Genomic DNA, 24,050 nt, shown 5'->3' with positions numbered 1-24,050 from the left:
GCAGCGACCTTAGATCAAGGGGGGCGTCTCGGCATCAGGGTCAGCCCGCCAGGAAGGCTTTCACGCGCCGCTCGGCGGCGCGGATGGCGGCTTCGAGCGTGGGGTTGCCGGCCAGGTCGCCCCACAGCAGCGGGTCACCGCAGAAGGCGGACAGCGGGTCGGCGCTCTTGAAGAAGGCGTGGGCGGCTTCGCGGTCCATGACGCCGTCCTGGTAGTCGTACGCCAGCTCGCCGCGGTGCCAGCGGCCGAGGAAGGTGAAGAAGAGCGCGGGCAGCATCGCGGTGCTGTCCATGGAGGCCCCACGTGCGAGGCACTCGCGCAGCGTGGGCACGATGAATCCCGGCACTTTCGAGAAACCGTCCATCGCGACACGCTGGTTGGTGTCGCGCACATGCGGATTGCCGAAGCGATCCAGCACCACGTCGCGGTAGGCGGCGAGGTCGATCGGGCTCGGGTGCTCTGCCGTGTGAAGGCAGGGGATCACATCGTTCGTCACGTAGTCGTGTGCCATCTGGCGGATCGCCGGCACGGCCATGTCTTCGTGGATGAAGGACAGGCCCTTCAAGGTGCCTGCCCAGGCCACGCAGCTGTGGGTGGCGTTGAGGATGCGGATCTTGGCCTCTTCGTGCGCGTGCACCGAGGCGACCATCTCGGCGCCCACCCGCTCCCACGCGGGACGGCCGGCGATGAAGTCGTCTTCGATCACCCACTGGATGAAGCTCTCGCCCATCACCGGCGCGTGGTCGTCCCAGCCGGTGACCGCCCGCACACGCTCGGCCACCTCGGGCGAAGGGCGCGGCGTGATGCGGTCGACCATGTTGCAGGGGCTGCGCGTGTTCGCCTCCACCCAGTTGCGCAGCGGCATCTCGGCACGCAGCATCAGGAACTGCAGCAGCCCGGCGCGGAAGCGGGTGCCGTTGCTGCGCAGGTTGTCGCAGGTGAGCAGCGTGACCGGCCCGCTGCCGCGCTGCATGCGCTCGCGCAGGATGGCACCGACGGCGCCGTAGATCGTGTGGCGCGTGCCGTGCTCGATGTCGCAGCGCAGGTCGGTGTGGGTGAGGTCGAGGTGGTGCTGGCTGTCGAGGTAGTAGCCGGCCTCGGTGACGGTGAAGCTGATGATGCGCGTCGCGTCGTCGGCCCCCACGGCGATGAGCTGGCCGAGGCTGCGGTCATAGGGGAGCACTTCGCGGATGGAGGTGATGCGCTCGTAGTGCCGATCGCCCGCGGGCGAGACGGTCTCCAGCGTGTACTGGCCCTGCTGCGCCGCAAGTGCGGCCATCGTGTCGGCCATGTCGCCGCGGATATTGCCGCCGACGATGGACCACGATGTGTCGCCGAGCTGGCGCAGGTGGTGCAGGTAGACGGCCTGATGCGCCCGGTGGAAGGACCCCAGGCCGATGTGGAGGATGGTGTTCACGCGTGCGTGGCCACGGCCTTGCCCTGGCGGTCGAAGAGGTGGAAGGACGCGGGCGCGATGTCGAGGCCCACGGTGTCGCCGGGCGTGAGCGTGGTGCGCTCGGCCTGGCGTGCGACCAGGTGCACGCTCTCGGCACCCACGCTGGCGTGGATCAGGGTGTCGGCGCCCAGCGATTCGACGAGCTCCACCCGCCCCATCAGCTGGCCCGCACCGGCCGGCCGCACCTTCACGTTCTCCGGCCGCACGCCGATGAAGCCGTCGGGCGCGGCGGTGGCGCCCGCGGCGTCGCGCAGTGCAGGCAGCTGGGCGGTGTCGACCACGTTCATCTGCGGCATGCCGATGAACTGCGCGACGAACTGGTTGGCCGGGCGGTCGTACAGCTCCAGCGGCGAGCCGACCTGCTCGATGGCGCCGTCGCGCAGCACCACCACGCGGTCGGCGAGCGTCATCGCCTCCACCTGGTCGTGCGTGACGTAGATGGTGGTGGCGCCCAGGTCGCGGTGCAGCTTGGCGATCTCGACGCGCGTCTGCCCGCGCAGCGCAGCGTCGAGGTTGGACAGCGGTTCGTCGAAGAGAAACACCTTGGGTGCCCGCACGATGGCGCGGCCGATAGCGACACGCTGGCGCTGGCCGCCCGACAGCTCCTTCGGCGTGCGCTGCAGGTAGCGCGTGAGGTTGAGGATCTCCGCTGCGCGGTTCACCTTCTCCTCGATCAGCTTCCGGTCGGCCTTGGCCAAGCGCAGCGCGAACGACATGTTGTCGAACACGCTCATGTGCGGGTAGAGCGCGTAGCTCTGGAACACCATCGCGAGGTCGCGCTTGGAGGAGGGCAGCCGGGTGATGTCTCGCCCGTCGAGGTGGATGCTGCCGGCGTCGGTCTCGGTGAGGCCCGCGATCATGCGCAGCAGCGTCGACTTGCCGCAGCCCGACGGGCCGACGAAGACGATGAACTCGCCCTTTTCGATCGCGAGGTCGATGCCCTTGATCATCTGCACGTTGTGGAAGGATTTCTCCACACGCTGGAGTTGCAGGAATGCCATGGAAGGTGTCCTTACTTGACGGCGCCGAAGGTGAGGCCCTGGACGAGCTGTTTTTGGCTGAACCAGCCGACGACCACGATGGGCGCGATGGCCATCAGCGACGCGGCCGACAACTTGGCCCAGAAGAGGCCTTCGGGCGAGGAGTACGACGCGATGAGCGTGGCGAGCGTGCCCGCCTTGGCGGAGCTGAGGTTGAGCGACCAGAAGGCCTCGTTCCAGCTCAGCACCAGGCACAGCAGGCCGGTGGAGGCGATGGTGCCCATGGCCAGCGGGCGGATGACGTGCATGAACTCGCCCCACACGCCGGCGCCGTCCATGCGCGCGGCTTCCAGGATGTCGGGCGGGATGTCCTTGAAGCCCGAGTACAGCATCCACACCATGATCGGCAGGTTGGACAGCGTGAAGACGATGGTGAGGCCGGTGAGCGTGTCCAGCAGGCCGGCGGTCTGCGCCATCACATAGACCGGCACCAGCGCGCCCACGGCCGGCATCATCTTGGTGGAGAGCATCCACATCAGGATGTCTCGTGTCTTCTCGGTGCGGAAGAAGGCCATCGAGTACGCAGCGGGTGCCGCGATCAAGAGGCCGAGGACCGTGGACAGCACGCTCGTGATCACCGAGTTCTTCGCGAAGAGCAGGTAGTCGCTGCGCGTGTTCACCTCCTCGAAGCTCTCGAGCGTGGGCGAGAAGAAAAGCTCGGGCGGGATGGCGATGGCCTGCGCTTCGGTCTTAAAGGCGGTGAGCACGAGCCAGATGAGCGGGAACACGAGGAGCAGCGTGAGGCCCCAGGCGAGCACCGTGCGAATGAGTAAGGCCAGTTGCTTCATGCTCAATCCAGGTTCTTGCCGATCATGCGGATCAGGAACACCGCCGCGATGTTGGCCAGCACCACCGCGAAGAGCGCGCCGGCCGAGGCCACGCCCACGTCGAAGTTCATCAGCGCCTGCTTGAAGATCAGAAAGGCGACGTTGGTGCTCTCGTTGCCGGGCCCGCCACCGGTGGTGGTGAAGATCTCGGCAAAGATGCTGAGCAGGAAGATCATCTCGATCATCACCACCACCGCGATCGGCCGCGCCAGGTGCGGCAGCACCAGGAACCAGAACTTCTGGAACGCGTTGGCGCCGTCCATGCCGGCGGCTTCCATCTGGTCGCGGTCGAGCGACTGCAAGGAGGTGATGAAGATCAGGCAGGCAAACGGCAGCCACTGCCACGACACCATCACGATCACCGAGAAGAGCGGGTGCTCGGTGAGCCAGTCGACCGGCTGCACGCCGAAGAAGAGCGCCACCTGCGCGAGCACGCCGTACACCGGGTTCATCATCATGTGCTTCCACAGGAGCGCATTGGCCGTGGGCATCACGAAGAAGGGCGAGATCAGCAGCACACGCACGATGCCGCGGCCGGGGAAGGGCTCGTTGACGAGCAGTGCCAGGCCCACGCCCATCACCACGGTGATGGCGATCACCGAGCCGAGCAGCAGCAGCGTGTTGACCACCGAAGGCCCGAAGTCCGGGTCGGTGAAGAAGTATTCGAAGTTGGCGAGGCCGGCGAAGGTCTTCTCGCCGGGCTGCATCAGGTTGTAGTGCACCGCCGAGAAGTACAGCGTCATCGCGAGCGGCACGATCATCCAGAGGAAGAGCGTGATGACGGCCGGCGCCATGAGCGCACGGGGGAGCAGTCGGGTCATGGCGAGCTCAGTCAGAAGCGCCCGTCATCCGCACCGTGCGAATGACGGGCCGTTCCCTCACTTGTAATACCCACCCTTCTTCATCTCACGCTCGGCGATGGTCTGCGACGCCTTCAGCGCCTGGTCGACCGTCGCCTTGCCCGACAGCGCCGCGCTCATCTGCTGCCCCACCGCGAGGCCGATCGCCTGGAACTCGGGGATGGTCGCGAACTGCACGCCCACGTACGGGCTCTTGGGCAGCGTGCTGTCGGTCGGGTTGGCGCTGTCGATCGCCTTCTTCTCGGCTTCGGCAAACTTCGCCGCCTTCACGAACTCGGGGTTCGCATAGGTCGACTTGCGCGTGCCCGTCGGCACCGCTGCCCAGCCCTTCTCCTTCGCGACGAGGTTGATGTAGGCCTTGCTCGTCGCCCAGGTCACGAACTTCTGCGCCGCCTCGGGGTTCTTGCTGCCGGCCGGCACCGCGAGCGCCCAGGCCCACAGCCAGCTCGCGCCCTTCTGCGTGGCCTGGTAGGGGCCCTGCGCGAAGGCCACCTTGTCTGCCACCTTGCTCTGCTTCGGGTCGGTGATGAACGAGGCGGCGATGGTCGCGTCGATCCACATGCCGCACTTGCCTTCGTTGTAGAGCGCGAGGATCTCGTTGAAGCTGTTGGCGCTGGAGCCGGGCGGGCCGTACTTCTTCAAGAGGTCCACATACAGCGCGATCGCGTCCTTCCAGGGCTTGCTCTCCAGCTGCGGCTTCCACTGCATGTCGAACCACTGGCCGCCGAAGCTGTTGGCCATGGTGGTGATGAAGGCCATGTTGTCGCCCCAGCCCGGCTTGCCGCGCAGGCAGATGCCGTAGACGCCGGCCTTCGGGTCGTGCATCTTGGCCGCGGCCTCGGTCACCTGCGCCCAGGTGGGGCGCTCGGGGAAGCTGATGCCGGCCTTGTCGGCCAGGTCCTTGCGGTACATGAGCATCGAGCTCTCGCCGTAGAAGGGCACGGCGTAGAGCTTGCCGTCGACCGACAGGCCATTGCGCATGGCGGGCAGCAGGTCGTCGACGTCGTAGGCGGCGGTCGGCTTGATCTCCTGCAGCCAGCCCTTCTTGCCCCAGATCGGCGTCTCGTACATGCCGATCGTCATCACGTCGAACTGGCCGCCCTTGGTGGCGATGTCGGTCGTCACGCGCTGGCGCAGCACGCCTTCTTCGAGCGTCACCCACTTGAGCTTGATGCCCGGGTTTTCTTTCTCGAAGTGCGGGGTCAGCTTCTGCATCTCGATCATGTGGCCGTTGTTGACGGTCGCGATGACGAGGTCGGTGGCCGATGCGGTGGCGGCGCTTGCGGCCAGGCTGCACATCAGGGCCAGTGCCTTGAGTTTCATTGTGTTCGTCTCCTGTCGTCTGATCTGTTGTCGGGCGGTGCCGCGGCGGTCTGCGGACAGGGCGAAAGATAGAGGGCCTGCCGTGCCACTCCTGATACTTTGGGGGCGGTGGCCTATACGGTTTTGCACCGGGGGCTTGGTATTTGTCCTAGGTGGAGCGATTGCGTATCGGCGAGCGTGTAGGCCGCGACCTACCGCGTCAAGCGTCGGCCCCTGATGCCTGCGGCGTCGTGCTTCGAATAAGTTTCCCGGCATCACTTCGGAGCCCCGCCATGCTGCTGCGCCAACTGATCGTCTTCGCCATCACCTCGCCGCGCTGAGCCGGAGACCCCAGCGTGTTGGCCTTGCTCGGATGGGGAGCCGTCGGCCTGGGCGGCTTGATGCTGGTGGCGACCGCGCTGCCGCTGCTGCGCCGTGACGACTGGTGGATCCGCATCTTCGACTTCCCGCGCTTGCAGATCACCGTGCTCACCGGGGTGGCGTTTGCCGCGCTCTGGTGGGTACGGCACCGCACCGGTGGAAGCCCCGTCCGCGTGACGGCCGAGGTGATGCTTGCACTGCTGGGCGCGGCCTTCGTCTACCAGTGCCACCGCATGCGCCCCTTCACGCGGCTGGCGCGACCCCAAGTGCAGATGAGCCGCCGCGGCGACCCGCAGGTGCGGCTGAGCCTCCTGTTCTCCAACGTGCTGATGGACAACCGCGCGGCCTCACGCTTGCGCGAGCTGGTTCGCGAGGCGGACCCCGACATCGTGCTCGCCGTCGAGACCGACACCTGGTGGCAGCAGGAGCTGCGAGACCTCGAACGCACGCACCCGCACACCGTGCAGCAGCCGCTGGACAACACCTACGGCATGCTGCTGTACTCGCGCCTGCCGCTGCGCAACGCGGAGGTGAAGTTCCTGGTGCAGGACGACGTGCCGTCCATCCACGCCTGCGTGCAGCTGCGCAGCGGCGACGAGATCGAGCTGCGCTGCCTGCACCCACGGCCGCCTGCGCCCGGTGAAAACGACCGCTCGACCGAGCGCGACGCCGAGCTCCTCATCGTCGGCAAGGAGATCCGGGAGCGGCAACGACCGGTGGTGGTGTTTGGCGACCTGAACGACGTGGCGTGGTCGCACACCAACGACCTCTTCAAGGACATCAGCGGCCTGCTGGACCCGCGCATCGGCCGCGGCTTCTTCCACACCTTCAACGCGAAGTGGCCGCTGGTGCGGTGGCCGCTCGACCACTGTTTTCATTCGCCGCATTTCCGGCTGGTCGACTTCCGTCGGCTGCCGGCCTGGGGCTCCGACCACTTCCCCGTCTACACCTGCCTGAGCTACGAGCCCGATGCCGACCGGGAGCAGCCGCACCTGCACGCCGATGCGGCCGAGCGCCAGGAGGCCGATGAGAAGGTCGCCGAAGTCTGAGCCCTTGCGCGGCGCATCACCTCACGACAGCGGGCAGCCGCTCTCGAGCCGATCGACCAGCTCCTGCTTGAGCGCCTGCAGTTCCTGCAACTGCTGGTCCACCCGCTCCAGCTGTGCCCGCAGCAACTGCGTCACCGCCGCCTCCCGCTGCTTCACGTCGGTGATGCCATTGAGCCCCGCCGCCGCCTCGCCGATCTGCGCCAGGCTCAGCCCCAAGCGTTGCCCGGTGCGGATGAGCAACAGTCGCACGACCGTGTCTTCGGTGTACTCGCGGTAGCCGTTGTCGCGGCGCGTCGATTCGATGAGGCCGGCGCTTTCATAGAGGCGCAGGGCGTCGCGGCTGACGCCGGCACGTTGCGCGAGTTCACCGATTTGCATGGGGCTGCGGGTTCGTGGAGGGATGGGGCTTGACCTTGGACCAAGGTCCAGGGATTACGCTGCGCGACTCTACAAGGAGACGATTCGTGCCGAAGGCCCTTTTTTCCATCGTTGCCGGTGTGGCGCTGGCGGTGTGCTCCATCCTGAGCATGGCCGCGCAACCTGACCCCATCCTGCCGCGCCCGAGCGGGCCCGCCCCGGCGGTCAAGTTCACCATCATCAAGACCGGCGAGACGCCCACGCGCGATGCACTCACCTGGGCCGGCGGCAGCTGGTCGCAGAAGGTGATGGCGAACCATGTGGCCATCCTCGTGAGCCACCCGTCGGGCCGCTTCCTGCTCGACAGCGGCCTCGGCACCCAGACCGGCCGGCACTTCGACGACCAGATGCCGTGGTGGGTGAAGCCGCTGATGCGCTACCAGGGCTTCAGCCCGGCGCGGGCGCAGCTGGACGCGCGTGGCGAGCCGGCCATCTCGCGCATCGTGCTCACGCATGGCCACTGGGACCACGTGGCGGCGTTGCACGACTTCCCCGAGGCCGAGGTGTGGCTCACCGCGGGCGAACTCGATTTCGTGCGCACGGCCAAGCCGCCGGCGGTGCTGCCGGTGCAGGTCAATGCGCCCGGCATCAGGTGGCACACCTATGCGCTCGCGCCTCGGCGCTTCGGGCCCTTCGAGCAGCACCTCGATCTCTTTGGCGACGGCTCGGCGGTGCTGGTGCCGCTCTTCGGCCACACGCCGGGCTCGGTGGGCCTCGTGCTCACATTGAGCTCGGGCCGGCAGGCGCTCTTCATCGGCGACGTGGCCTGGCGGGTCGATGGCGTGACGCACCAGGCTCCCAAGCCCTTCATCTCGCGGCGCGTGGTCGACCACGATGCCGAGGCGACGCACGACACGGTGAAGCTGCTCCACGCGATCCAGCAGGCGAACCCCGGGTTGCTCATCATCCCGGCGCACGATGCGGTGGTGCACGATGCGCTCGGCTACTACCCGCGCTGGGTCGAGTAGAAGTCCGTCACGGCGGCCGCTACAGTGCGGCCCGCCATCCACTTCGAATCAAGAGGCATGCATGTCCGCAGGTGATTGGAAAGATCTCTACCAGGCCGCCGTGACCGGCAATCTTGCGCTGGTGAAGTACCACATCAGCGAAGGCGTGAACCCGAATTACCAGCACCCCGAGATACTCTGCACGCCGCTGGTGGCGAGCCTGATCTACGGCCACGCCGAAGTGGCGCGCTACCTGCTCGAGAACGGCGCCAACCCCAACCTGCTGTCAGAGATGGACAGCATGACGCCGCTGCAGGCCGCACGCCGCCACGGCCGCGACGAGCTCGTGCCGGCGCTGCTGGCCAAAGGTGCCGAGGAGCCGCGGCGCGCGTTCTGGCGGCGCGGGTGAGTCAGCGCTTGCCGTGATGCACCGGCTGGTGCGGCTGCGATCCCAGCGGCGGCACCGGGCCGGGCCCGTTGCGCCGTGTCGTGCGCACCTGGTCGACCAGGCGCTCGAACACCTCGGGCTCCACCGGCTTGGTGAGGAAATGGTCGAAGCCGGCCTGCAGGCTGCGCTCTCGCAGCTCCGGGTCGTCCCGCCCGGTCATGCAGACGAACACCGCATCCACGCGCCCGGCGTCGCGGATGCGCGACAGGGCGCCGTGGCCGTCCAGGTCAGGCATGCCGATGTCGAGGAAGACGATGTCGGGCTTGAACAGCTCGGCCAGGCGCGCCCCGGTGATGCCGCCGAACGCGGCGGCCGTCTTGCACCCCAGCTCCTGGAGGAGCTCGCAGGTGATGTTGGCCACGTCGACATGGTCGTCGACAACCAGCGCACGGATGGGCATGCAGCCCCGGTCGATGTTCAGCATGTTCCAGACGGGGCAAACGGCGTGCCACGCCCCCCTCCGGCCAGGCGGTTTGCCCGGGCTACACGCGACCGTGCCGTCGGGCCCGTTCCTCCAGGCGTGCCTGCTCTTGCTGCAAGACACGGCTCACCTTGCGCAGATCCCGGATCTGCGCCTCGATGCGCTCGCGCTTGGTGGCCAGCAGGCGCGCGCCGTCCCGGCAGTCCAGCCCGCGGGCCCGCAAGCCGCGCAGCACCTGCCCGATCTCGTCGAGCGAGAAACCGAGCGACTGCATGCTGCGCAAGAGCTTGATCTCCTTGACCAGGGCCGGCGGGTAGTCGCGGTAGTTGTTGGCGCTGCGGGGAATCTTGCCCAACAGGCCCTTGCGCTCGTAGAAGCGGATCGCGTCGCGGCCCAGGCCGGTCTGTGCTTCCAGCTCGCCGACGTTCATGGGCGACACCTCTTGACTGTGGACCTAGGTCCACACTTTAGCCTCCGGCTCCATTCGCAAGGAGCCGCATGTACCTGCTCGCCCACACCTCCATCCTGATCTCATGCCCCGTGCAACGGGCCTTCGACTTCGCCGCCAACCTCGAGAACTTCTCCACCTGGTTTCCGGGTGTCATCGCCATCGCGTCCGACGACGGCTTGCCATTCACCGCGGTCGGCAAGCAGTACCGCGAGACGGTGGCCATGCCGCTGCGCGGCCGGCGCGAAGTGAGCATCCGGGTGAAGGAGGCGGTGTCGCCGCACCGGCTGGTGACGGAGGGGGCGCTGGCCACCCTGCTGCCGCGCATGGAGATCGATTTCCATGAGCGCGGGCCCGACGCCTGCGAGATGACGTGGCGCATGCTGAGCCGCAACCGTGCGCTGCTGCCGCGCTGGACGGTGCTGCCCCTCGCGCGCAGGGTCATGGCCCGGCGCGCGGCGGTCGGCCTGCGGCGCCTGAAAGCGCGGCTGGAACGCGGCTGAATGCGGCGGGGCAGGAGTCAGATCGATCGCATCAGGCCGCCATCCACGCGGATGCTCTGTCCCGTGATGTAGGCCGCGCCGTCCGACGCGAGGAAGGCGATCGTCGCGGCGATCTCGTCGCTCGTGCCGTAGCGCTGCATCGGCACACTCTGGCGGCGCTCTTCGCGTGCGGGCAGGCTGTCGATCCAGCCGGGCAGCACGTTGTTCATGCGCACGTTGTGCGCCGCATGCTCGTCGGCGAAGAGCTTGGTGAAGGCGGCGAGCCCCGCCCGGAACACGGCCGAGGTCGGGAACATCGGGCTCGGCTCGGCCACCCATGCGGTGGAGATGTTGACGATGGCGCCACCTTGTTGTTTCACCATGAAGGGGGCGACGAGCCGTGTCCCGCGGATCACGTTGAGCAGGTAGACGTCGAGGCCGGTATGCCACTGCTCGTCGGTGAGCTCCAGCACCGGCGCACGCGGGCCGTGCCCAGCGCCGTTGACCAGCACGTCGATGCGGCCCCAGCGCGCAATTGTGAGATCCACCAGTCGCGCCAGGTCCTCGGTCGACTGGTTCGACCCGGTCACCCCGACGCCGCCGAGTTCGCGGGCCAGGGCTTCGCCCTTGCCGGACGACGACAGGATGGCGAGCTTGAAACCGTCTCGCGCCAGCCGGCGCGCTGCTGCGGCGCCCATGCCGCTGCCGCCAGCGACCACGACGGCTACTTTTTCGGGTGACATGCGGGCTCCTTCCTGCGTCATGCAAACGGGTCTTCATCGTAGCCAGTCGGGCAGGTGTTGAACTTCCACACCCCCTGCATCGGAGGCAGCACCCCACGACCTTCATCTGCTGCATGCGCAGCAAGCCGTCGCTGGCCGCGATCCCTGCCGAATATTCATCTGCAAAACGCTTTCTTCACGAGGCGCTGCACCGCATCGACACTCGTTCGACTCCGTCACCACATCGGGATGTTTCGATGACTCTCTCCTTGAAGACCGCGCGCACCTGGGCGCCGCTGCTGCTTGCCCTGACCTGCAGCCTGGCCCACGCCCAACCCGGCGCCACCGACAACCCCTATGGCCTCAGTGCGCTGTGGTCGCAGAGCGACTTCGTCGCCAAGGCCGTGCTCGCGATCCTCGGTGTGATGAGCATCGCCAGCTGGTACGTGATCATCACCAAGCTGCTCGAGCAGACCCGCATCGGCCGCCACGCCAAGGCCGCCGGGCGCGAGTTCTGGAATGCCGGCACGGTGCAGGCCGGTGCCGCCAGGCTCGCGAGCAGCAGCCCCTTCCGCTTCATCGCCGAGAGCGGCCTCGCGTCGTCGAAGAAGCATAGCGGCCTGCATGCCAAGGTCGATTTCAACGAGTGGGTCGACCTGTCGCTGCATCGTGCCACCGAGCGCGTGCAGCGCAAGCTCTCGTCGGGCCTGAGCGTGCTCGCGACCGTGGGCTCCACCTCGCCCTTCATCGGTCTCTTCGGCACCGTCTGGGGCATCTACCACGCGCTCACGGCCATCGGCGTGGCGGGCCAGGCGTCGATCGACAAGGTCGCCGGCCCCGTGGGCGAGGCGCTCATCATGACGGCCATCGGCCTCGCGGTCGCCGTGCCGGCGGTGCTCGGCTACAACTGGCTGCTGCGCCGCAACTCGGCGGTGATGGACGAGGTGCGCGACTTCTCCGGCGAGCTGCACTCGGTGCTGCTCGGCTCGTCGTCGGCGGCTTCGTCGGCCGCCGCGGCGCCCGAGGCGGCGTCGGTGTCGGCCGTGCCGCAGCCCGCCTGATCGCAGCAGGAGCATCCCCATGGCGATGACCCTGCCAGGCGCCGGTGGCGGCGCAGAGCAGGTGGTCTCGGAGATCAACACCACGCCGCTCGTCGACGTGATGCTGGTCCTCCTGATCATCTTCCTCATCACCATCCCGGTGGTGAACTTCAACGTGCCGGTCGACCTGCCGAAGCAGCGCAACGAGCTGCGCGAGAGCACGCCGAAAGACATCGTGATCAGCGTCGACTCGCAAGGCGGCATCTTCTGGTTCGACGCCAAGTTGAACGGCACCGAAGACCTCGTGCAGCGCCTCAAGGTCGTCGCCCAGCAGAACCCGCAGCCCGAAGTGCACGTGCGGGGCGACAGCCGCGGCTCGTATGCGCCGGTGGGCCGCATCCTGCTCGCCTGCCAGCGCGCCGGCATCATGAAGCTGGGCTTCATCACCGAACCACCGCCGCGGGGTTGAGCACGACATGGCTGCACGCAACAACCCGCGCATCGCCCGCCGCCAGGTGGCCGACGCCGCGCCGCTCTCCGACATCAACACCACGCCGCTGATCGACGTGATGCTGGTGCTGCTGGTGATGCTCATCATCACCATCCCCATCCAGCTGCACAACGTCAACCTCAACCTGCCGGTCGGCACGCCGCCGCCCCCGGCCGACGTGAAGCCCGAGGTCGTGCGCATCGACATCGACGCGGGCAGCGTCGTGCATTGGAACGGCGTGGCCGTGCCCGATGTGGCCGAGCTGCAGCACAAGCTGCAATCGGCCGCCACGCAGGCCACGCCGCCCGAGGTGCACGTGCGCCCCGACCAGCATGCTCGCTACGACCGTTTCGCCGAGGTGATGGTGGCCATCAACCAGGCCGGGCTGCACAAGCTCGGCGTGGTGGGCAGCGAGCAGTTCATCGACAAATGACCCAAGAGACGTGAGGGCCCGAACATGAGCGCAGTACTCCCCACCACCGGTTCCTTGCCATGGCGCGAGGTGGTGGTGCCCGAATTCGAGAAGCGCGCCTCGGGGCGCAGCAGCACCGGCCTCGCGGTCGTGGTCGGGCTGCATGTGTTCGCCGCGTGGGCGCTGGCCTCGGGCCTGGCGCGCGAGGCCGTCGAGGTGGTGAAGAAGCCGATCCAGCTGGCCATCGTGCCCGAGGTCGCGCCACCTCCGCCTCCACCTCCGCCGCCCAAGATCGAAAAGATCCGCGAGCTGCCCAAGCCGCAGACACCACCGCCACCCGCGTACGTGCCACCGCCCGAGGTGGTGCCGGTCGCACCGCCTCCGGCACCGGTGATCACCGCCGTGCAGGCCGAGCCGCCGAAGGAGCCGGTGGTGATCGCACCGCCCGCGCCGCCTGCCCCGCCCGCACCGCCGGCGGTGGTCAAGCGCGAGATCAGCCTCGCCTGCCCGGGCTACCAGAACGTGCTGGCCAACGTGCTGGGCGATGCCTTCGATCGGGTCGGCATCGCCGGCACGGTGCGCGCCTTGATCAAGGTGCGTGGCGCGCAGGTGGTCGATGCGATCCCGCAGTCAGGGCCCAGCCAGTACTACAAGTACGTGCAGGGCGCGATCAAGCAGATGAAGTGCTCGGCCGGGGGGGCCGATGAAGTGCAGGTGACGTTGGATGTGACCTTCGCTCGTTGAGCGAGATGCGCTTCTTTTGGCCGCTTGTTTGAGCGGCCTTTTTTCTTTTCTTTCGTCCGCGCTGGGCCGGGGTGTCGCATTCCGCTCATGTCCCCCGACGAGGATCGCTCCCGCGAGCCTCGTCTCCTCCTTTACTTCGCTCCATGCGACACCCCGACCCAGCGCTCGTGCACGGCCGAGGCATGCAGGGGGTACGCGGAGGCAGTGCCAGGACAGGAACGTGGGGCAAGGGGCGCAGTGAAGTAAAGGAAGGAATTGATCGACGCGGGAGCGTCGATCAAGGAGGGACATGAACGGAGCCCCTTGCCCCACGTTCCTGTCCCGAGCAGAACGAACGAACAAGATCAGTTCGTGACACGGAAATCATCATGGCAAGCCTTGCAGGCCTTCGCCAGCTTCCCGTGCTGCTCCTTCACCGCCGCCACGTCACCTGACTGAGCGACTTTCACCAGCTCGTTTGCCTCCTTGATGAAGGCGTTGTTCAACTCGGCTGCCCGCTTGTCGGTGAAGAAGGCGGGCTTGACGGTGGTGTCGCGCCAGCCCTTGCCCGTTTCGCTGCCCGGGGTGAAGAGCGCGAGCAGGTTGCTGTTGGCGACCGCCGCGATGCTGTTGGCGGCGCGCAGGACTTCGTCCTTGTTGTAGGTGCCGTCGACCGAGGCTTTGATGCGCCCGGCGTTCCAGGCGAGCACCTGGTAGTTGGACTGTCGCCACTTGATCTGGTTCTCGGGCTTGGGGGCCGCCTGGCCGAAGGCCAGGCTGCTGATCGAGAGCGTGGTGGCGAGCGTGACGATGGCGAGCTTGTGGTTCATGAACGGTCGTGAGGATTCGAAGATCACTTGGCGCGCTCGGTCAGGCCCGACGTCAGCGCGGCGATGCGGTAGGCCGAGCCGCGGCCCACCGCGTAGAGCGTGCGCTTGTCGCGGCCGGCGAAGGCGAGGTTCTGCGGCGACTTGGGCAGCGGGATGACGCCCAGCGCCGTGCCGTCGGCTTCGAACACCTGGATGCCGGCGGTCGAGGCCACGTACAAGCGGCCCACCGCGTCGACGGCCAGGCCATCGGCGCCGCTGCTCGGGCCGGTGTCGGTCTGGCGGAAGCCGGCGAGCTTGGCGAAGTTACGCTTGGGGCCGACCTTGCCGTCGGCGCCCAGGTCGAAGGCGAGCACGTGTTCGCCCGCCGTGTTGGCGACGTAGAGCACCTTCTCGTCGGGGCTCAGCTGGATGCCGTTGGGGCGGGTGATGTCGTCGGCCAGGCGTTGCAGCTGGCCCTGCTTGGTGATGCGGTAGACCGCGGGCTTGGCGGGCGTGACCGTGGGCTTCGGGTCGTTGGGGCCGAGGCGCGCGCCCGAGTCGGTGAAGTAGACGGTGCCGTCCTTCGCCACCACCAGGTCGTTGGGGCGGCCGAAGGGGGCGCCTTCGAAGTTGTCGGCCAGCGTGCGGGCGCGCTCGGGCGGGTGCACGATGCCCACGCGCGTCTTCAGCACCTGCACGGCGTAGAGGTCGCCGTTGGCGGTGAAGCCCAGGCCGTTGGAGCCGTTGCTGTTCTCGAGCCAGGTCGAGGTGCTGCCATCGTCGGCGATGCGCGTGATGCGGTTGGCCGGGGTCTCGGTGAAGATCAGACTGCCGTCGGGCAGCGTCACCGGGCCTTCGGTGCCGGCGAAGCCTTCCTTGATCACCTCGATCGGCGTGCCGCCGCTCACCACGCCAGGAATGGCGGGCGTGAGGGCCGCGACCTGCGGCTTGGTCGCGCAGGCGGTGAAGAGGGCGCAAAGGCCAGCCGCGAGGGCCAGGCGGGTCATGGTGTGGTGCGGTGTTCTCATGGTTTGGATGTGGAAGAAATCTTGCGGACCGCGGCCAGGGCCTGCAGCACGTTCTCTTCGGGGGCCACGCCACCGATGGTGGCGCCCACCTTGCCGTTGGGTGCCACCACGAAGGTGGTGCGCTCGGCGCGGCCGTGGGTGATCTCCTGGCCGCGGTTGTTCTTGCGGCCGGCGACCGGCGCGCTCACGCCAATGTCGAAGGCGCGCGCGATGCGGCCGTCGGTGTCGGAGGCCACGGGTACCTTGCCGGCGCAGGTCTGCGGGTCGGCGGAGAACTCGCGCAGCTGTTCGGGCGTGTCGAGCGAGAGGCCGATCACGGTGGCGTTGGCTGCCGCGAACTGCTCGGCGTTGACGGCGAAGGTGTGCGCTTGCAGGCTGCAGCCGTTCGTAAAGGCCGCAGGGTAGAAGTACACGACCACCGGGCCCTTCTTCAGGGCCTGCTTGAGCTCGAAGGTGTAGGCCTTGCCGGCAAGTGCGGCAGGGGCCTGGAAGTCGGGCGCGGTGTCGCCTTCCTTCAGCGCCGCCGAGGCGGGCAGGGCCAGCGTCGCGGCGGCCAGCACTGCGGCGAGTGCAGCGTAGCGCGCAGCGCGTGTCATGCCAGCACCTCCTGCACCACCCGGCCGTAGACCACCGTCGGGCGCTCGGAGCGGCCGAGGTGCAGGTAGGTCGTCTTCAGGTGGTTCAGGCCCAGCAGCTGCAGCACCGTGGCGTGGATGTCGTAGGTGTCGACGGCGTTGTCGCCCACCGACTTGAGGCCGATCTCGTCGGTCTGGCCGTACGTGGTGCCGGCCTTGATGCCGGCGCCGGCGAACCACTGCGTGTAGCCCCAGGGGTTGTGGTCGCGCCCGGTGCCCGACTGGCCGTACGAGGTGCGGCCGAATTCGGAGGTCCACACGACGAGCGTCGAGTCGAGCAGGCCCCGCTGCTTCAGGTCGGCCAGCAATGCTGCGACCGGCTTGTCGATCATGCGCGACTGCGCGGCGTGGTTGCCTTCCAGGTCTTCGTGCGCGTCCCAGTCGCGGTACTTGCCCGCCTGGCCCGAGACCACCTGCACGAAGCGCACGCCGTTCTCGACGAGGCGGCGCGCTCGCAGCAGGTTGGTGCCGTAGTCGTTGGTCGCTTCTTCGCCGATGCCGTAGGCGGTGCGGGTGGCGGCGGTCTCCTTGCGGATGTCGACCACCTCGGGCACCGTGCTCTGCATGCGGTAGGCGAGCTCATAGGCCTCGATGCGCGCACGCAGCTCGCTGTCGTTGGGGCGGGCCTTGGCGTGCGACTTGTTGAACTCGCGCAGGAAGTCGAGCGCCTCGCGCTGCTGCTTGGCGGCCAGCAGGTCGGGCCGGTCGAGGTAGAGGATGGGCGTGTTGCCCAGCTGCAGCGGGATGCCCTGGTACACCGCCGGCAGGAAGCCCGCGGTGTAGTTCACCGAGCCGCTCTCCAGGCCGCGGCCACCGTTGCTCAGCACGATGTAGGCGGGCAGGTCGCGGTTGTTGGTGCCGAGCGCGTATTGCACCCAGGCGCCGAGCGAGGGGCGGCCCGGCGTGAGGGCGCCGGTGTTGAGCTTGATGGTCGAGATGTCGTGCGTGGCGCCGACGGTCGTGCTGTTGTGGATGAAGGCGATGTCGTCCACATGGCGCGCGAGGTTGGGCAAGAGGTCCGAGACGTACTTGCCGCTCTGGCCGTGCTGCTTCCAGGTGCGCTTGCTCGCGAGCAGCTTGCCGGCGCCGCCCTGCGTGTTGACCTGCACGCCCTTGAGGAAGGAGGCCGGCACGTCCTGACCGTGCAGCTTGACGAGCTCGGGCTTGTAGTCGAAGAGGTCGAGCGTGGACGGCGCGCCGTTCATGTGCAGCCAGATCACCGACTTCGCCTTCGGCGTGTGGTGGGGCTGCTTGGGGGCGAGCGGGTCGACGGGAGCATCGGCGGCCTGTGGTTCGGCTGCGTGCACTTCAGAGAAGACGCCGCCGGTGCCGACGAGGCCACCCACTGCGAGCGCGGAGCCGAGGAAGTTGCGGCGTTGATGGTCGTGATGTGACATGTGGGTCTCCGTTCAGAAGCGGTAGATGAATTCGTTGGAATTGGCGAGTGCGTGGGTCAGGTCGACGAACGCCGCCAGTCGCGTGGCCGGTGTGTCGGGTAGCTCCTTCAAGCCCACCGGCACGGCGACCGCGAGGCGGCCGCTGGTCGCTTCGGCGCGCAGGCTCTTGTCGTGGCGGGCGAGGAAGGCGCGGGCGCTGTCGCGCTCGGCCTTGCTCGGCGCACGGGCAAAGAGCACCTGGAACAGGCGGTCGAGCTGCGCGTCTTCGCTGTCCTTGGCGCTCGCGCCGGTTTCGCGGATCACGCGTCCCGCGAGTGCCTTCGACCACTCGTACACCAGCTCGTTGTTGAAGAGCGTGAGCGACTGCTGCGGCGTGGTCGTCACCTCGCGCTTGCTGTGCGGGTTCTGCGGCGAGGCGCCGTCGAAGTTCTCGAAGATCGGATAGGGCACGCTGCGGCGCACGTAGACGTAGACGCTGCGGGTGTGGTGGTCGGCCACGTTCTTCGACACCGGCCAGAAGGCCTCGACACGGCGCGTCGACTGCTTCATCACCGCCTCGGGGATGGGCGGGTAGACGCCCGGGCCCCCGTTGCGCTCCTGCAGCAGGCCGGCCGCGGCGAGCAGCGAGTCGCGCACCTGCTCGGAGTCGAGCCGCTTGCGCGGGTAGTAGGCGAGCAGGCGGTTGTCGGGGTCGGTCTTGATCGCGTCGTCACGCACCACCGACGACTGCCGGTAGGCGGCCGACAGCACGATCTCGCGGGTGAGCTTCTTCACGCTCCAGCCGTTCTTGACGAAGTTGGTCGCCAGGTGGTCGAGCAGCTCGGGGTGCGAGGGGCGCTGGCCGGCGCGGCCGAAGTCGCTGACCGTCGGCACGATGCCGTCGCCGAAGTAGCTGGCCCACAGGCGGTTAACAAACACGCGCGTGGTGAGCGGGTTCTGCGCATCGAGCAGCCATTCGGCCAGCGCCACACGCCGGCCCGACGAGTGACCGGTCGGCACGATCTTCGGCTGCGTGTACTTGGGCGTGATGAGCGCCGGGAAGCCGGGCTGCACTTCCTCCAGCGGCCGCTCGTGGTTGCCGCCTTCGTAGACGTGCTGCTTGGCCGCGTCGGTCTTGCCCAGCTCGGTGAGGGCCGAGAGGATCGTGGCGCCGCCCTGCGGGCGCTTGTCGTTGAAGGCGCGGTACTCGCGCAGCAGCTTCGCGTACTCGTCGTAGCGCGTCTTCAGCTCGGCAAGCTTCTTGGGGTCGAAGCTCTTGTCGGCCAGCGCCTGGTCGTAGGCGTTGCGGAAGGCCGCATTCGACATCCCGTAGTAGCTGTAGTCCCAGCCGTAGTCGGGGTTGTCCTTGACCACGTACTGGTTGTAGCGGTAGTTCAGCCAGCGGTCGAGCGCGGTCCACTCCTTCTCGGGCTTGAAGAGCGCCACGCGGCCGTCTTCGTAGAAGCGCTCGCGGCCGTACTGGTCGACCTCTTCCTTGTGCGGTGCGATGAAGGCGTCGAGCTTCTTGCGCACCGGCGCGGTGGCGGCCTGCCAGGCCGCGAAGTCGGCCTCGAACTTGCGCTCGCGTTCGCCCTTCTCGAGCACCGGCAGCGTGTCGCTTGGGATGGTGTTGGCGAAGAAGGCCTGCAGCTGGAAGTATTCCTTCTGCGAGATGCGGTCGGCCTTGTGGTTGTGGCAGCGCGCGCATTCGAGCGACTGGCCCAGCAGCACCGTGCCCACCGTGTCGGTCATGTCGGTGATGCTCTGGTAGCGCTTCTGCACCAGGTCGCGGTGGTCGGGTGCGTCGGGGTAGCCGCGCAGGAAGCCGGTCGCGACCACGGCCTCCTGCTTGTTGGGCCACAGCTCGTCGCCGGCGATCTGCTCGCGCACGAAGCGGTCGAAGGGCTTGTCCTCGTTGAACGACTTGATCACGTAGTCGCGGTAGCGCCACATGCCGGGGCGTTGCTCGTCGTCGGAGTAGCCGGTGGTGTCGGCGTAACGCGCAAGGTCGAGCCAGCGGCGGCCCTGGCGCTCGCCGTAGCGCGGCGACGCGAGCACCTCGTCGACCACCTTCTCGTAGGCATTGGGGCTGCGGTCCTTGACGAAGGCCTGCACCTGCTCGGGCGTGGGGATCACGCCGTGGACGTCGAGGTAGAGCCTTCGGATCAGCGTGGCACGGTCGGCCTCGCCGGAGGGCTTGAGCTGGTTCGCTTCGAGCTTGGCGAGCACGAAGCGGTCGATCGAGGTGCGCGCCCAGCGGGCGTCCTGCACCGCGGGCACGGCGGGTTCCTTGATGGGCTGGTAGGCCCAGGTCGGCGAGATCGCGCGTGGCCCGCTGGTGGGCACGGGGTTGGGCTTCTCCTGCGAGGACACGGTCAGGCCCAGGAGGGCCGTGAACGTGCCCAGCGCCAGGACGGCGGTGAGTCGTGAGGCTTTCATGCTGCTTCTCCCAGTGAGGTCAGAGCTTCGTGGACAAGGTGATGCCGAAGAGGCGAGGGAAGGTCGGCGCCCACGCGTTCCAGGTCACGTTGCGGGGGGTGTCGTCGTCGAACAGGTTCTTCACGTAGAAGTTGAAGTCCCAGCGGCCACCCACCGCGCCCACGCCGAGCGAGACGTCGGTGACGCTCGAGGCGGGGATCCACGCGTACTCGGAGAGGTTGTTGTCCGAGTTGTAGCGGCCGTTGTAGGAGGTGTTCCAGCTCGCGTGGAACTGTTGGGTCTCGGAGATGTTCTTGCGGAACGACACGCCGAGGTTGAGCGACAGCTTGGACGCGCCGGGGAGGGTCTTGCCGGAGGCGTCGTAGTAGTAGATCGGGGTTGCCCCCGAGGCTTCATTGGCCCGCTCGACCGGCAGTGCTGCCGTCGGGTAGCTCCTGTAGCGCGCGTCGTTGTAGGCGCCCGAGAAGCGCAGCTCAAAGTTCTGGAAGCCGGTGTACGCCGCATCCAGCTCCAGGCCCTTCGCTCGCACCTTCGGCACGTTGCCTGGGGCCGAGGTGTAGGTGGTCTGGCCGTTGGCGGCGGTGGCGGCCGCGTCGTAGAACGACACGGTCTGCTGGTAGTCCTTGATGTCGTTGATGAAGGCCGCCGCGTTGAGCACCAGCTGGCCGCCGAAGAGGGTGTTCTTCACGCCCAGCTCGGCCGCGTTGTTCTTCTCCGGCCGCACTTCGTACTGCACCGGCGAGCCCGAGGTGGTGAGGATGCCGGGCACGCCCGACTTCTCGCCGTGTGCGAGCGTCAGGTAGGCGGTGCTGTCGGTGCTGAGCTTGAGGCTCGGGCTCACGCTCCAGGTGATCTGGTTCTTGCTGGCGCGATCGGCTTCGAAGAGCGGGTGCAGCGTGCCGATGCGGCCGGCGCGAATCGCCTTGGCGTCGGCGACCTGGCGCTGCTGGTCGGGCGTGAGCGAGGCGTAGTTGGCCACGCCGAAATAGCGCAGCGCCACGCGGTTGGCGACGGCGATCTGATCGGCCGTGTTGGTGCCGAGCGCGCCGGTCGCGGTGGTGTTGAAGCCGCCGATGTTGCCCGGGTTCAGGTCAACGCCGTAGCCCTGCTGGATGATCTTCGACTCCTGCTGCAGCCGGCGGCTCTCGTGCGAGAAGCGGGCGCCGGTGTTGAGGCTCAGGTCGTCGCTGAGCTTCCAGTCGCTGCTGCTGTAGAACGCGAGCGTCTTGTTGATCGCCCGCTGCGGCGATTTGCGCCACAGGTCGGCCAGCGAGTCGACCAGCAGCTGCCGCCCGGCGGAATCGGCGTCGAGTCGTCCGTACTGCGCATTGCTCGCGAACCACGCCCCCGCATCGCTGCCGAACACCGCATTGCTGCCGCTGTCGTTCACCGAGCGCAGCGCGAAGAGGCCGGTGGTGAGGTCCACCGACTCGGAGAGCTTCGACTTCAGCCGCAGTTCCTGGCTGTACTGCGTGTGCTTGATGTTCTGGCCGGCCGCCGTCTGCACGTCGAACACGGTGCCTTCATCGTCGCGGAAGGCGTTGAAGTAGTAGTCCTTGAAGGCGGTGACCGAGGTCAGCTTGTTCGAGTCGTTGAGCGTCCAGTTGAGCTCGGCCCACAGGCCGTTGCTGCCGGTCACGAGGCCCTGCTGCGTGTCGCTCGCGATGAACTCGTCGCTGTAGTAGTTGCCGGTGACGGTGTAGCTCGCGTTGCGGGTGAACCAGGGCCGCGAGAGGCGGGCTTCGGTGGTGAGCAGCGTGCTCGTCGAGGCGCCGTTCCAGTAGGTGGCCGGCGTTTGCTTGAAGAAGAAGTTGGTCGACCCGATGTTGGCGTTCTCGCTCATGCGCGGGTTGACCTCGAGTGCGATGCGCGCGTCGAAGTCGGCCGAGGGCGTGGCCAGCAGCTGCAGGCGGCCCGACACACGGTCGGAGTTGATGTACTGGTTGTCGGGGTTGTAGCTGTTGTAGATCCAGCCGCCGCCCTTGTTCACGCGCAGCGAGGTGCGGTAGGCGAGCAGGCCGTCCTCGATCGGGCCGGTGGCCACGGCGGTGGCGGTCACGTTGCCGTTCGACTCGCCCCAGGTCTGCTTCTCGTAGAGGTTGTAGCCGAGCGAGACCTCGGTCGACGGCACGAAGGACGGGCGCTTGTAGCGGAGCTGGATCGCACCGATGGTTGCGTTCTTGCCGTAGGCGAAGCCCTGCGGTCCGCGCGACACGGCCGCGGTGTCGACGTCGTAGAACTCGAAGCTCGCCAGCGGGTTGTAGGCGAAGGCCACGCCGTCGACGTACAGGCCCACGCTCGGGTCGGCCGCCTGGCTGTTGGCGATCTTGCCGAGGCCGCGGATGGAGTAGTTGCTGGTCTGGCTGTTGCCGTAGTTCCACTTCACGTTCGACAGCCGCTTGGTGATGGCTTCGAGCGACGTGGAGTCCTCCTGCTTCAGGTCGTCGCCGCTCACGACCGAGATCGACTGCGGGATCTCCTTCACCGTCTGCAGCGGCTTGCGGCTGCGCACGGTGACGCTCAGGCCGGGCGCTTGTGCAGGCGTGGCGTCCGGCGCGGATGCGGGCGCGGAGGCCGCCGCCGCGGGGGCCGATGCAGACGCCGATGCGGCGGCGGGTGCCGATGCGGCCGTGGCCGCTTTCAGCGCTTCGAGTTGCGCACGCAGCGCCGCGTTTTCCTTCTGCAGGGCTTCGAGTGCGGGGTCGGTGGGCGTCGCGGTCTGGCTGACGGCCGGGTGCAGGAGCGAGGCCGATCCGAAGATGGCGAGAACGGCGGTGTTCAGCGCGCGGCGCTTGAACGGGGCCCCTTGCGATGTCGTCCGCGACGTGGGGCTCTTTCGGTGAATCTGCAACGGTTTTCCTTCCGGGTGGCGATGGCGAACGCGCTGCATTGCAACGGTTGTGCCATCGCCGCCCCACGAGGGAAGCGTTGGAAAAACGAGGTGTCGCCTGTGGCGAAGCGCTCAGCGCGCGTGTGTGTTTTCAGCAGCGAGCCGCCGGGTGCTGCCGCGAATGCAGCAGGCCACGATTCGCATATATCGAAAGCCGAAAAAAGGCATTGGCGATGCGTGCCGTGCGGACTATGGTCCGCGGCATGTCTACCGAGAAGTTGCTCACCTTCCCCGACGCTGCGGCGATGACCTTGTCGATCCGCGCGAAGGCCCTCTTGTTCCATGACGCTCGTTCCGTGTCGCTGTTGCAGGACATCGAGCGTGTGGCGCAGAGCGAGGCGACCGTGCTCGTGGTCGGCGAGACCGGCACGGGCAAGGAGCTCGTGGCGCGCCACATCCACAAGTGCAGCGGTCGCAGCGGCCCCTTCCTGGCGGTGAACTGCGGTGCCTTCAGCGAGACGCTGATCGACGCCGAGCTGTTCGGCCACGAGGTCGGTGCGTTCACCGGCGCAGGCCAGGCACGTGCGGGCTGGTTCGAAGCGGCCAACGGCGGCACGCTCTTCCTCGACGAGATCGGCGACCTGCCGCTCGCGCTGCAGGTCAAGCTCCTGCGCGTGCTGCAGGAGCGGCAGGTGGTGCGGCTCGGCTCGCGCCGCCCGATCCCGCTCGACGTGCGCCTGGTCGCGGCGACCAACGTCGACCTGCGCCGCGCGGTGGAGGCGCAGCACTTCCGCGCCGATCTCTACTACCGCCTGAGCGTGGCCGCGCTCGAGCTGCCGCCGCTGCGCGGGCGGCGCGGCGACATCCTGCCGCTCGCGCGCCACTTCATGTCGGTGTATGCGGGCAAGCTCGCGTTCGGCAGCAGCCGCGAGAAAGGCGTGACGCTCTCACCCGAGGCCGAGAGCGCGCTGCTCGCCTATGCGTGGCCGGGCAACATCCGCGAGCTCGAGAACGTCATCCACTACGCGCTCATCGTCTGCAAGGACGGCGTGGTGCGTGCGAGCGACTTCCGCTTTTCGCCGCTGGTGCCGCTGGTGGCAGGCTTGGCCCCTGGCGAGCCGGTGGTCGCACCGCCGGCCGACACGCGACCCTCCGGGCCGTACGACGCGCTTGCGCAGGCGCTGCAGGCACTGCTGGAGCAGCGCCCGGCCGGCATCTTCCAGACGGTGGAGTCGCTGCTCGTGCGCCGTGCGTATGCGCAGTGCCGAGACAATCAGGTGCAAGCGGCCAAGCTGCTCGGCGTCACCCGCAACACGCTGCGTACGCTGCTCAAGCGGCACGGGCTGCTGCGCGACAACCAGGGTGACGACGACCCACGCGCCGGCACGCACGGGCCGGCACGCGACCCAGTCGGCTCTGCAGCCACCGCCGCCACGCACTGAGCCGCTCCCCGTGATGGACCGCGCTG

At 67.8% G+C, this 24,050-nt stretch carries 24 protein-coding genes; 9 read left to right on the top strand and 15 right to left on the bottom strand.

Features of this window, described 5'->3' with window-relative positions:
- Window positions 1–40: 40 nt before the first annotated feature.
- From dalD to JI745_RS12835, 5 genes are read right to left on the bottom strand one after another with little or no spacing between them, the layout of a single operon-like run.
- A complete protein-coding gene (dalD, locus tag JI745_RS12855) occupies window positions 41–1,417 on the bottom strand; it encodes a D-arabinitol 4-dehydrogenase (protein WP_201807062.1) in 1,377 nt (458 codons plus the stop codon).
- On the bottom strand, window positions 1,414–2,457 hold the full coding sequence (locus JI745_RS12850; protein ID WP_201807060.1) for an ABC transporter ATP-binding protein: 1,044 nt from the start codon (window positions 2,455–2,457) through the stop codon (window positions 1,414–1,416). The genes dalD and JI745_RS12850 overlap by 4 nt, the downstream gene beginning before the upstream one ends.
- 11 nt (window positions 2,458–2,468) lie before the next feature.
- Entirely contained in the window at window positions 2,469–3,284 is an 816-nt protein-coding gene (locus tag JI745_RS12845) for a carbohydrate ABC transporter permease (RefSeq protein WP_201807057.1), read from the bottom strand.
- A gap of 2 nt (window positions 3,285–3,286) precedes the next feature.
- Window positions 3,287–4,144, bottom strand: coding sequence for a carbohydrate ABC transporter permease (locus JI745_RS12840; protein ID WP_201807055.1), 858 nt, complete (start codon window positions 4,142–4,144; stop codon window positions 3,287–3,289).
- 57 nt (window positions 4,145–4,201) lie between these two features.
- A complete protein-coding gene (locus tag JI745_RS12835; RefSeq protein WP_201807052.1) occupies window positions 4,202–5,506 on the bottom strand; it encodes a sugar ABC transporter substrate-binding protein in 1,305 nt (434 codons plus the stop codon).
- Window positions 5,507–5,841: 335 nt separating this feature from the next.
- Between JI745_RS12835 and JI745_RS12830 the strand changes: the two genes are divergently transcribed.
- Window positions 5,842–6,915, top strand: a complete 1,074-nt coding sequence (locus tag JI745_RS12830; RefSeq protein WP_201807049.1) for an endonuclease/exonuclease/phosphatase family protein — start codon at window positions 5,842–5,844, stop codon at window positions 6,913–6,915.
- Window positions 6,916–6,936: 21 nt separating this feature from the next.
- Here JI745_RS12830 and JI745_RS12825 read toward each other — a convergent pair whose 3' ends face one another.
- Window positions 6,937–7,293 (bottom strand): MerR family transcriptional regulator, encoded by a 357-nt coding sequence (locus JI745_RS12825; protein WP_201807046.1) that lies wholly within the window; start codon window positions 7,291–7,293, stop codon window positions 6,937–6,939.
- A gap of 86 nt (window positions 7,294–7,379) precedes the next feature.
- Here JI745_RS12825 and JI745_RS12820 point away from each other — a divergent pair, with 86 nt between their 5' ends.
- Window positions 7,380–8,300: an MBL fold metallo-hydrolase gene (locus JI745_RS12820; protein WP_201807043.1), complete on the top strand. Its 921-nt coding sequence runs from the start codon at window positions 7,380–7,382 to the stop codon at window positions 8,298–8,300.
- Between the two features lie 61 nt (window positions 8,301–8,361).
- Window positions 8,362–8,688, top strand: coding sequence for an ankyrin repeat domain-containing protein (locus JI745_RS12815; RefSeq protein ID WP_201807033.1), 327 nt, complete (start codon window positions 8,362–8,364; stop codon window positions 8,686–8,688).
- A gap of 1 nt (window position 8,689) precedes the next feature.
- On the opposite strand, the gene JI745_RS12810 is transcribed toward JI745_RS12815, so the two are convergent.
- On the bottom strand, window positions 8,690–9,151 hold the full coding sequence (locus JI745_RS12810; protein WP_201807030.1) for a response regulator: 462 nt from the start codon (window positions 9,149–9,151) through the stop codon (window positions 8,690–8,692).
- 58 nt (window positions 9,152–9,209) lie between these two features.
- Window positions 9,210–9,578, bottom strand: coding sequence for a MerR family transcriptional regulator (locus tag JI745_RS12805; RefSeq protein ID WP_201807028.1), 369 nt, complete (start codon window positions 9,576–9,578; stop codon window positions 9,210–9,212).
- Window positions 9,579–9,646: 68 nt separating this feature from the next.
- Between JI745_RS12805 and JI745_RS12800 the strand changes: the two genes are divergently transcribed.
- Window positions 9,647–10,099: an SRPBCC family protein gene (locus JI745_RS12800; RefSeq protein WP_201807026.1), complete on the top strand. Its 453-nt coding sequence runs from the start codon at window positions 9,647–9,649 to the stop codon at window positions 10,097–10,099.
- Between the two features lie 17 nt (window positions 10,100–10,116).
- Here JI745_RS12800 and JI745_RS12795 read toward each other — a convergent pair whose 3' ends face one another.
- Complete coding sequence (locus tag JI745_RS12795; protein WP_201807025.1) at window positions 10,117–10,821, bottom strand: SDR family oxidoreductase; 705 nt, start codon at window positions 10,819–10,821, stop codon at window positions 10,117–10,119.
- Between the two features lie 236 nt (window positions 10,822–11,057).
- Between JI745_RS12795 and JI745_RS12790 the strand changes: the two genes are divergently transcribed.
- The 4 genes from JI745_RS12790 to JI745_RS12775 are packed head-to-tail and all read left to right on the top strand — an operon-like array spanning window position 11,058 to window position 13,486.
- Window positions 11,058–11,861 carry a MotA/TolQ/ExbB proton channel family protein gene (locus JI745_RS12790; RefSeq protein WP_201807023.1) on the top strand — a complete coding sequence of 268 codons (804 nt, stop codon included), beginning with the start codon at window positions 11,058–11,060 and terminating at the stop codon, window positions 11,859–11,861.
- Window positions 11,862–11,880: 19 nt separating this feature from the next.
- Complete coding sequence (locus JI745_RS12785; protein ID WP_201807021.1) at window positions 11,881–12,309, top strand: biopolymer transporter ExbD; 429 nt, start codon at window positions 11,881–11,883, stop codon at window positions 12,307–12,309.
- Window positions 12,310–12,316: 7 nt separating this feature from the next.
- Entirely contained in the window at window positions 12,317–12,763 is a 447-nt protein-coding gene (locus JI745_RS12780; RefSeq protein ID WP_201807019.1) for a biopolymer transporter ExbD, read from the top strand.
- A 24-nt stretch (window positions 12,764–12,787) separates the two neighbouring features.
- Complete coding sequence (locus tag JI745_RS12775) at window positions 12,788–13,486, top strand: energy transducer TonB (protein WP_236674982.1); 699 nt, start codon at window positions 12,788–12,790, stop codon at window positions 13,484–13,486.
- A gap of 344 nt (window positions 13,487–13,830) precedes the next feature.
- Here the strand turns inward: JI745_RS12775 and JI745_RS12770 are convergent, their stop codons facing one another.
- From JI745_RS12770 to JI745_RS12745, 6 genes are read right to left on the bottom strand one after another with little or no spacing between them, the layout of a single operon-like run.
- A complete protein-coding gene (locus tag JI745_RS12770) occupies window positions 13,831–14,295 on the bottom strand; it encodes a cytochrome c (protein ID WP_201807018.1) in 465 nt (154 codons plus the stop codon).
- Window positions 14,296–14,318: 23 nt separating this feature from the next.
- A complete protein-coding gene (locus JI745_RS12765; protein WP_236674981.1) occupies window positions 14,319–15,281 on the bottom strand; it encodes an SMP-30/gluconolactonase/LRE family protein in 963 nt (320 codons plus the stop codon).
- Window positions 15,282–15,298: 17 nt separating this feature from the next.
- Window positions 15,299–15,898, bottom strand: a complete 600-nt coding sequence (locus tag JI745_RS12760; RefSeq protein ID WP_201807013.1) for a peroxiredoxin — start codon at window positions 15,896–15,898, stop codon at window positions 15,299–15,301.
- The gene (locus tag JI745_RS12755; RefSeq protein WP_201807011.1) at window positions 15,895–17,334 is read right to left on the bottom strand and encodes a DUF1501 domain-containing protein; all 1,440 of its coding nucleotides are present in this window, start codon (window positions 17,332–17,334) and stop codon (window positions 15,895–15,897) included. Before JI745_RS12755 ends, JI745_RS12760 begins: the two co-directional genes overlap by 4 nt.
- 12 nt (window positions 17,335–17,346) lie before the next feature.
- On the bottom strand, window positions 17,347–19,752 hold the full coding sequence (locus tag JI745_RS12750; protein ID WP_201807009.1) for a DUF1549 and DUF1553 domain-containing protein: 2,406 nt from the start codon (window positions 19,750–19,752) through the stop codon (window positions 17,347–17,349).
- 19 nt (window positions 19,753–19,771) lie between these two features.
- Window positions 19,772–22,603 carry a TonB-dependent receptor gene (locus tag JI745_RS12745; RefSeq protein WP_201807007.1) on the bottom strand — a complete coding sequence of 944 codons (2,832 nt, stop codon included), beginning with the start codon at window positions 22,601–22,603 and terminating at the stop codon, window positions 19,772–19,774.
- Window positions 22,604–22,845: 242 nt separating this feature from the next.
- Between JI745_RS12745 and JI745_RS12740 the strand changes: the two genes are divergently transcribed.
- The gene (locus JI745_RS12740) at window positions 22,846–24,024 is read left to right on the top strand and encodes a sigma-54-dependent Fis family transcriptional regulator (protein ID WP_201807004.1); all 1,179 of its coding nucleotides are present in this window, start codon (window positions 22,846–22,848) and stop codon (window positions 24,022–24,024) included.
- Window positions 24,025–24,050: the final 26 nt, after the last annotated feature.

It is taken from the genome of Piscinibacter sp. HJYY11 (assembly GCF_016735515.1).
GTDB lineage: Bacteria > Pseudomonadota > Gammaproteobacteria > Burkholderiales > Burkholderiaceae_C > Rhizobacter.
Note: the sequence above shows the minus strand (reverse complement) of the source record. Positions and strands in the feature narration are given on the sequence as shown.

Bases quoted from the DNA above. Each gene is read 5' to 3' on its own strand.
- JI745_RS12850 (WP_201807060.1), bottom strand. From the start codon at position 2,457: ATGGCATTCCTGCAACTCCAGCGTGTGGAGAAATCCTTCCACAACGTG.
- JI745_RS12845 (WP_201807057.1), bottom strand. From the start codon at position 3,284: ATGAAGCAACTGGCCTTACTCATTCGCACGGTGCTCGCCTGGGGCCTC.
- JI745_RS12840 (WP_201807055.1), bottom strand. From the start codon at position 4,144: ATGACCCGACTGCTCCCCCGTGCGCTCATGGCGCCGGCCGTCATCACG.
- JI745_RS12835 (WP_201807052.1), bottom strand. From the start codon at position 5,506: ATGAAACTCAAGGCACTGGCCCTGATGTGCAGCCTGGCCGCAAGCGCC.
- JI745_RS12825 (WP_201807046.1), bottom strand. From the start codon at position 7,293: ATGCAAATCGGTGAACTCGCGCAACGTGCCGGCGTCAGCCGCGACGCC.
- JI745_RS12815 (WP_201807033.1), top strand. From the start codon at position 8,362: ATGTCCGCAGGTGATTGGAAAGATCTCTACCAGGCCGCCGTGACCGGC.
- JI745_RS12810 (WP_201807030.1), bottom strand. From the start codon at position 9,151: ATGCTGAACATCGACCGGGGCTGCATGCCCATCCGTGCGCTGGTTGTC.
- JI745_RS12805 (WP_201807028.1), bottom strand. From the start codon at position 9,578: ATGAACGTCGGCGAGCTGGAAGCACAGACCGGCCTGGGCCGCGACGCG.
- JI745_RS12800 (WP_201807026.1), top strand. From the start codon at position 9,647: ATGTACCTGCTCGCCCACACCTCCATCCTGATCTCATGCCCCGTGCAA.
- JI745_RS12795 (WP_201807025.1), bottom strand. From the start codon at position 10,821: ATGTCACCCGAAAAAGTAGCCGTCGTGGTCGCTGGCGGCAGCGGCATG.
- JI745_RS12790 (WP_201807023.1), top strand. From the start codon at position 11,058: ATGACTCTCTCCTTGAAGACCGCGCGCACCTGGGCGCCGCTGCTGCTT.
- JI745_RS12785 (WP_201807021.1), top strand. From the start codon at position 11,881: ATGGCGATGACCCTGCCAGGCGCCGGTGGCGGCGCAGAGCAGGTGGTC.
- JI745_RS12780 (WP_201807019.1), top strand. From the start codon at position 12,317: ATGGCTGCACGCAACAACCCGCGCATCGCCCGCCGCCAGGTGGCCGAC.
- JI745_RS12775 (WP_236674982.1), top strand. From the start codon at position 12,788: ATGAGCGCAGTACTCCCCACCACCGGTTCCTTGCCATGGCGCGAGGTG.
- JI745_RS12770 (WP_201807018.1), bottom strand. From the start codon at position 14,295: ATGAACCACAAGCTCGCCATCGTCACGCTCGCCACCACGCTCTCGATC.
- JI745_RS12765 (WP_236674981.1), bottom strand. From the start codon at position 15,281: ATGACCCGCCTGGCCCTCGCGGCTGGCCTTTGCGCCCTCTTCACCGCC.
- JI745_RS12760 (WP_201807013.1), bottom strand. From the start codon at position 15,898: ATGACACGCGCTGCGCGCTACGCTGCACTCGCCGCAGTGCTGGCCGCC.
- JI745_RS12755 (WP_201807011.1), bottom strand. From the start codon at position 17,334: ATGTCACATCACGACCATCAACGCCGCAACTTCCTCGGCTCCGCGCTC.
- JI745_RS12750 (WP_201807009.1), bottom strand. From the start codon at position 19,752: ATGAAAGCCTCACGACTCACCGCCGTCCTGGCGCTGGGCACGTTCACG.
- JI745_RS12740 (WP_201807004.1), top strand. From the start codon at position 22,846: ATGTCTACCGAGAAGTTGCTCACCTTCCCCGACGCTGCGGCGATGACC.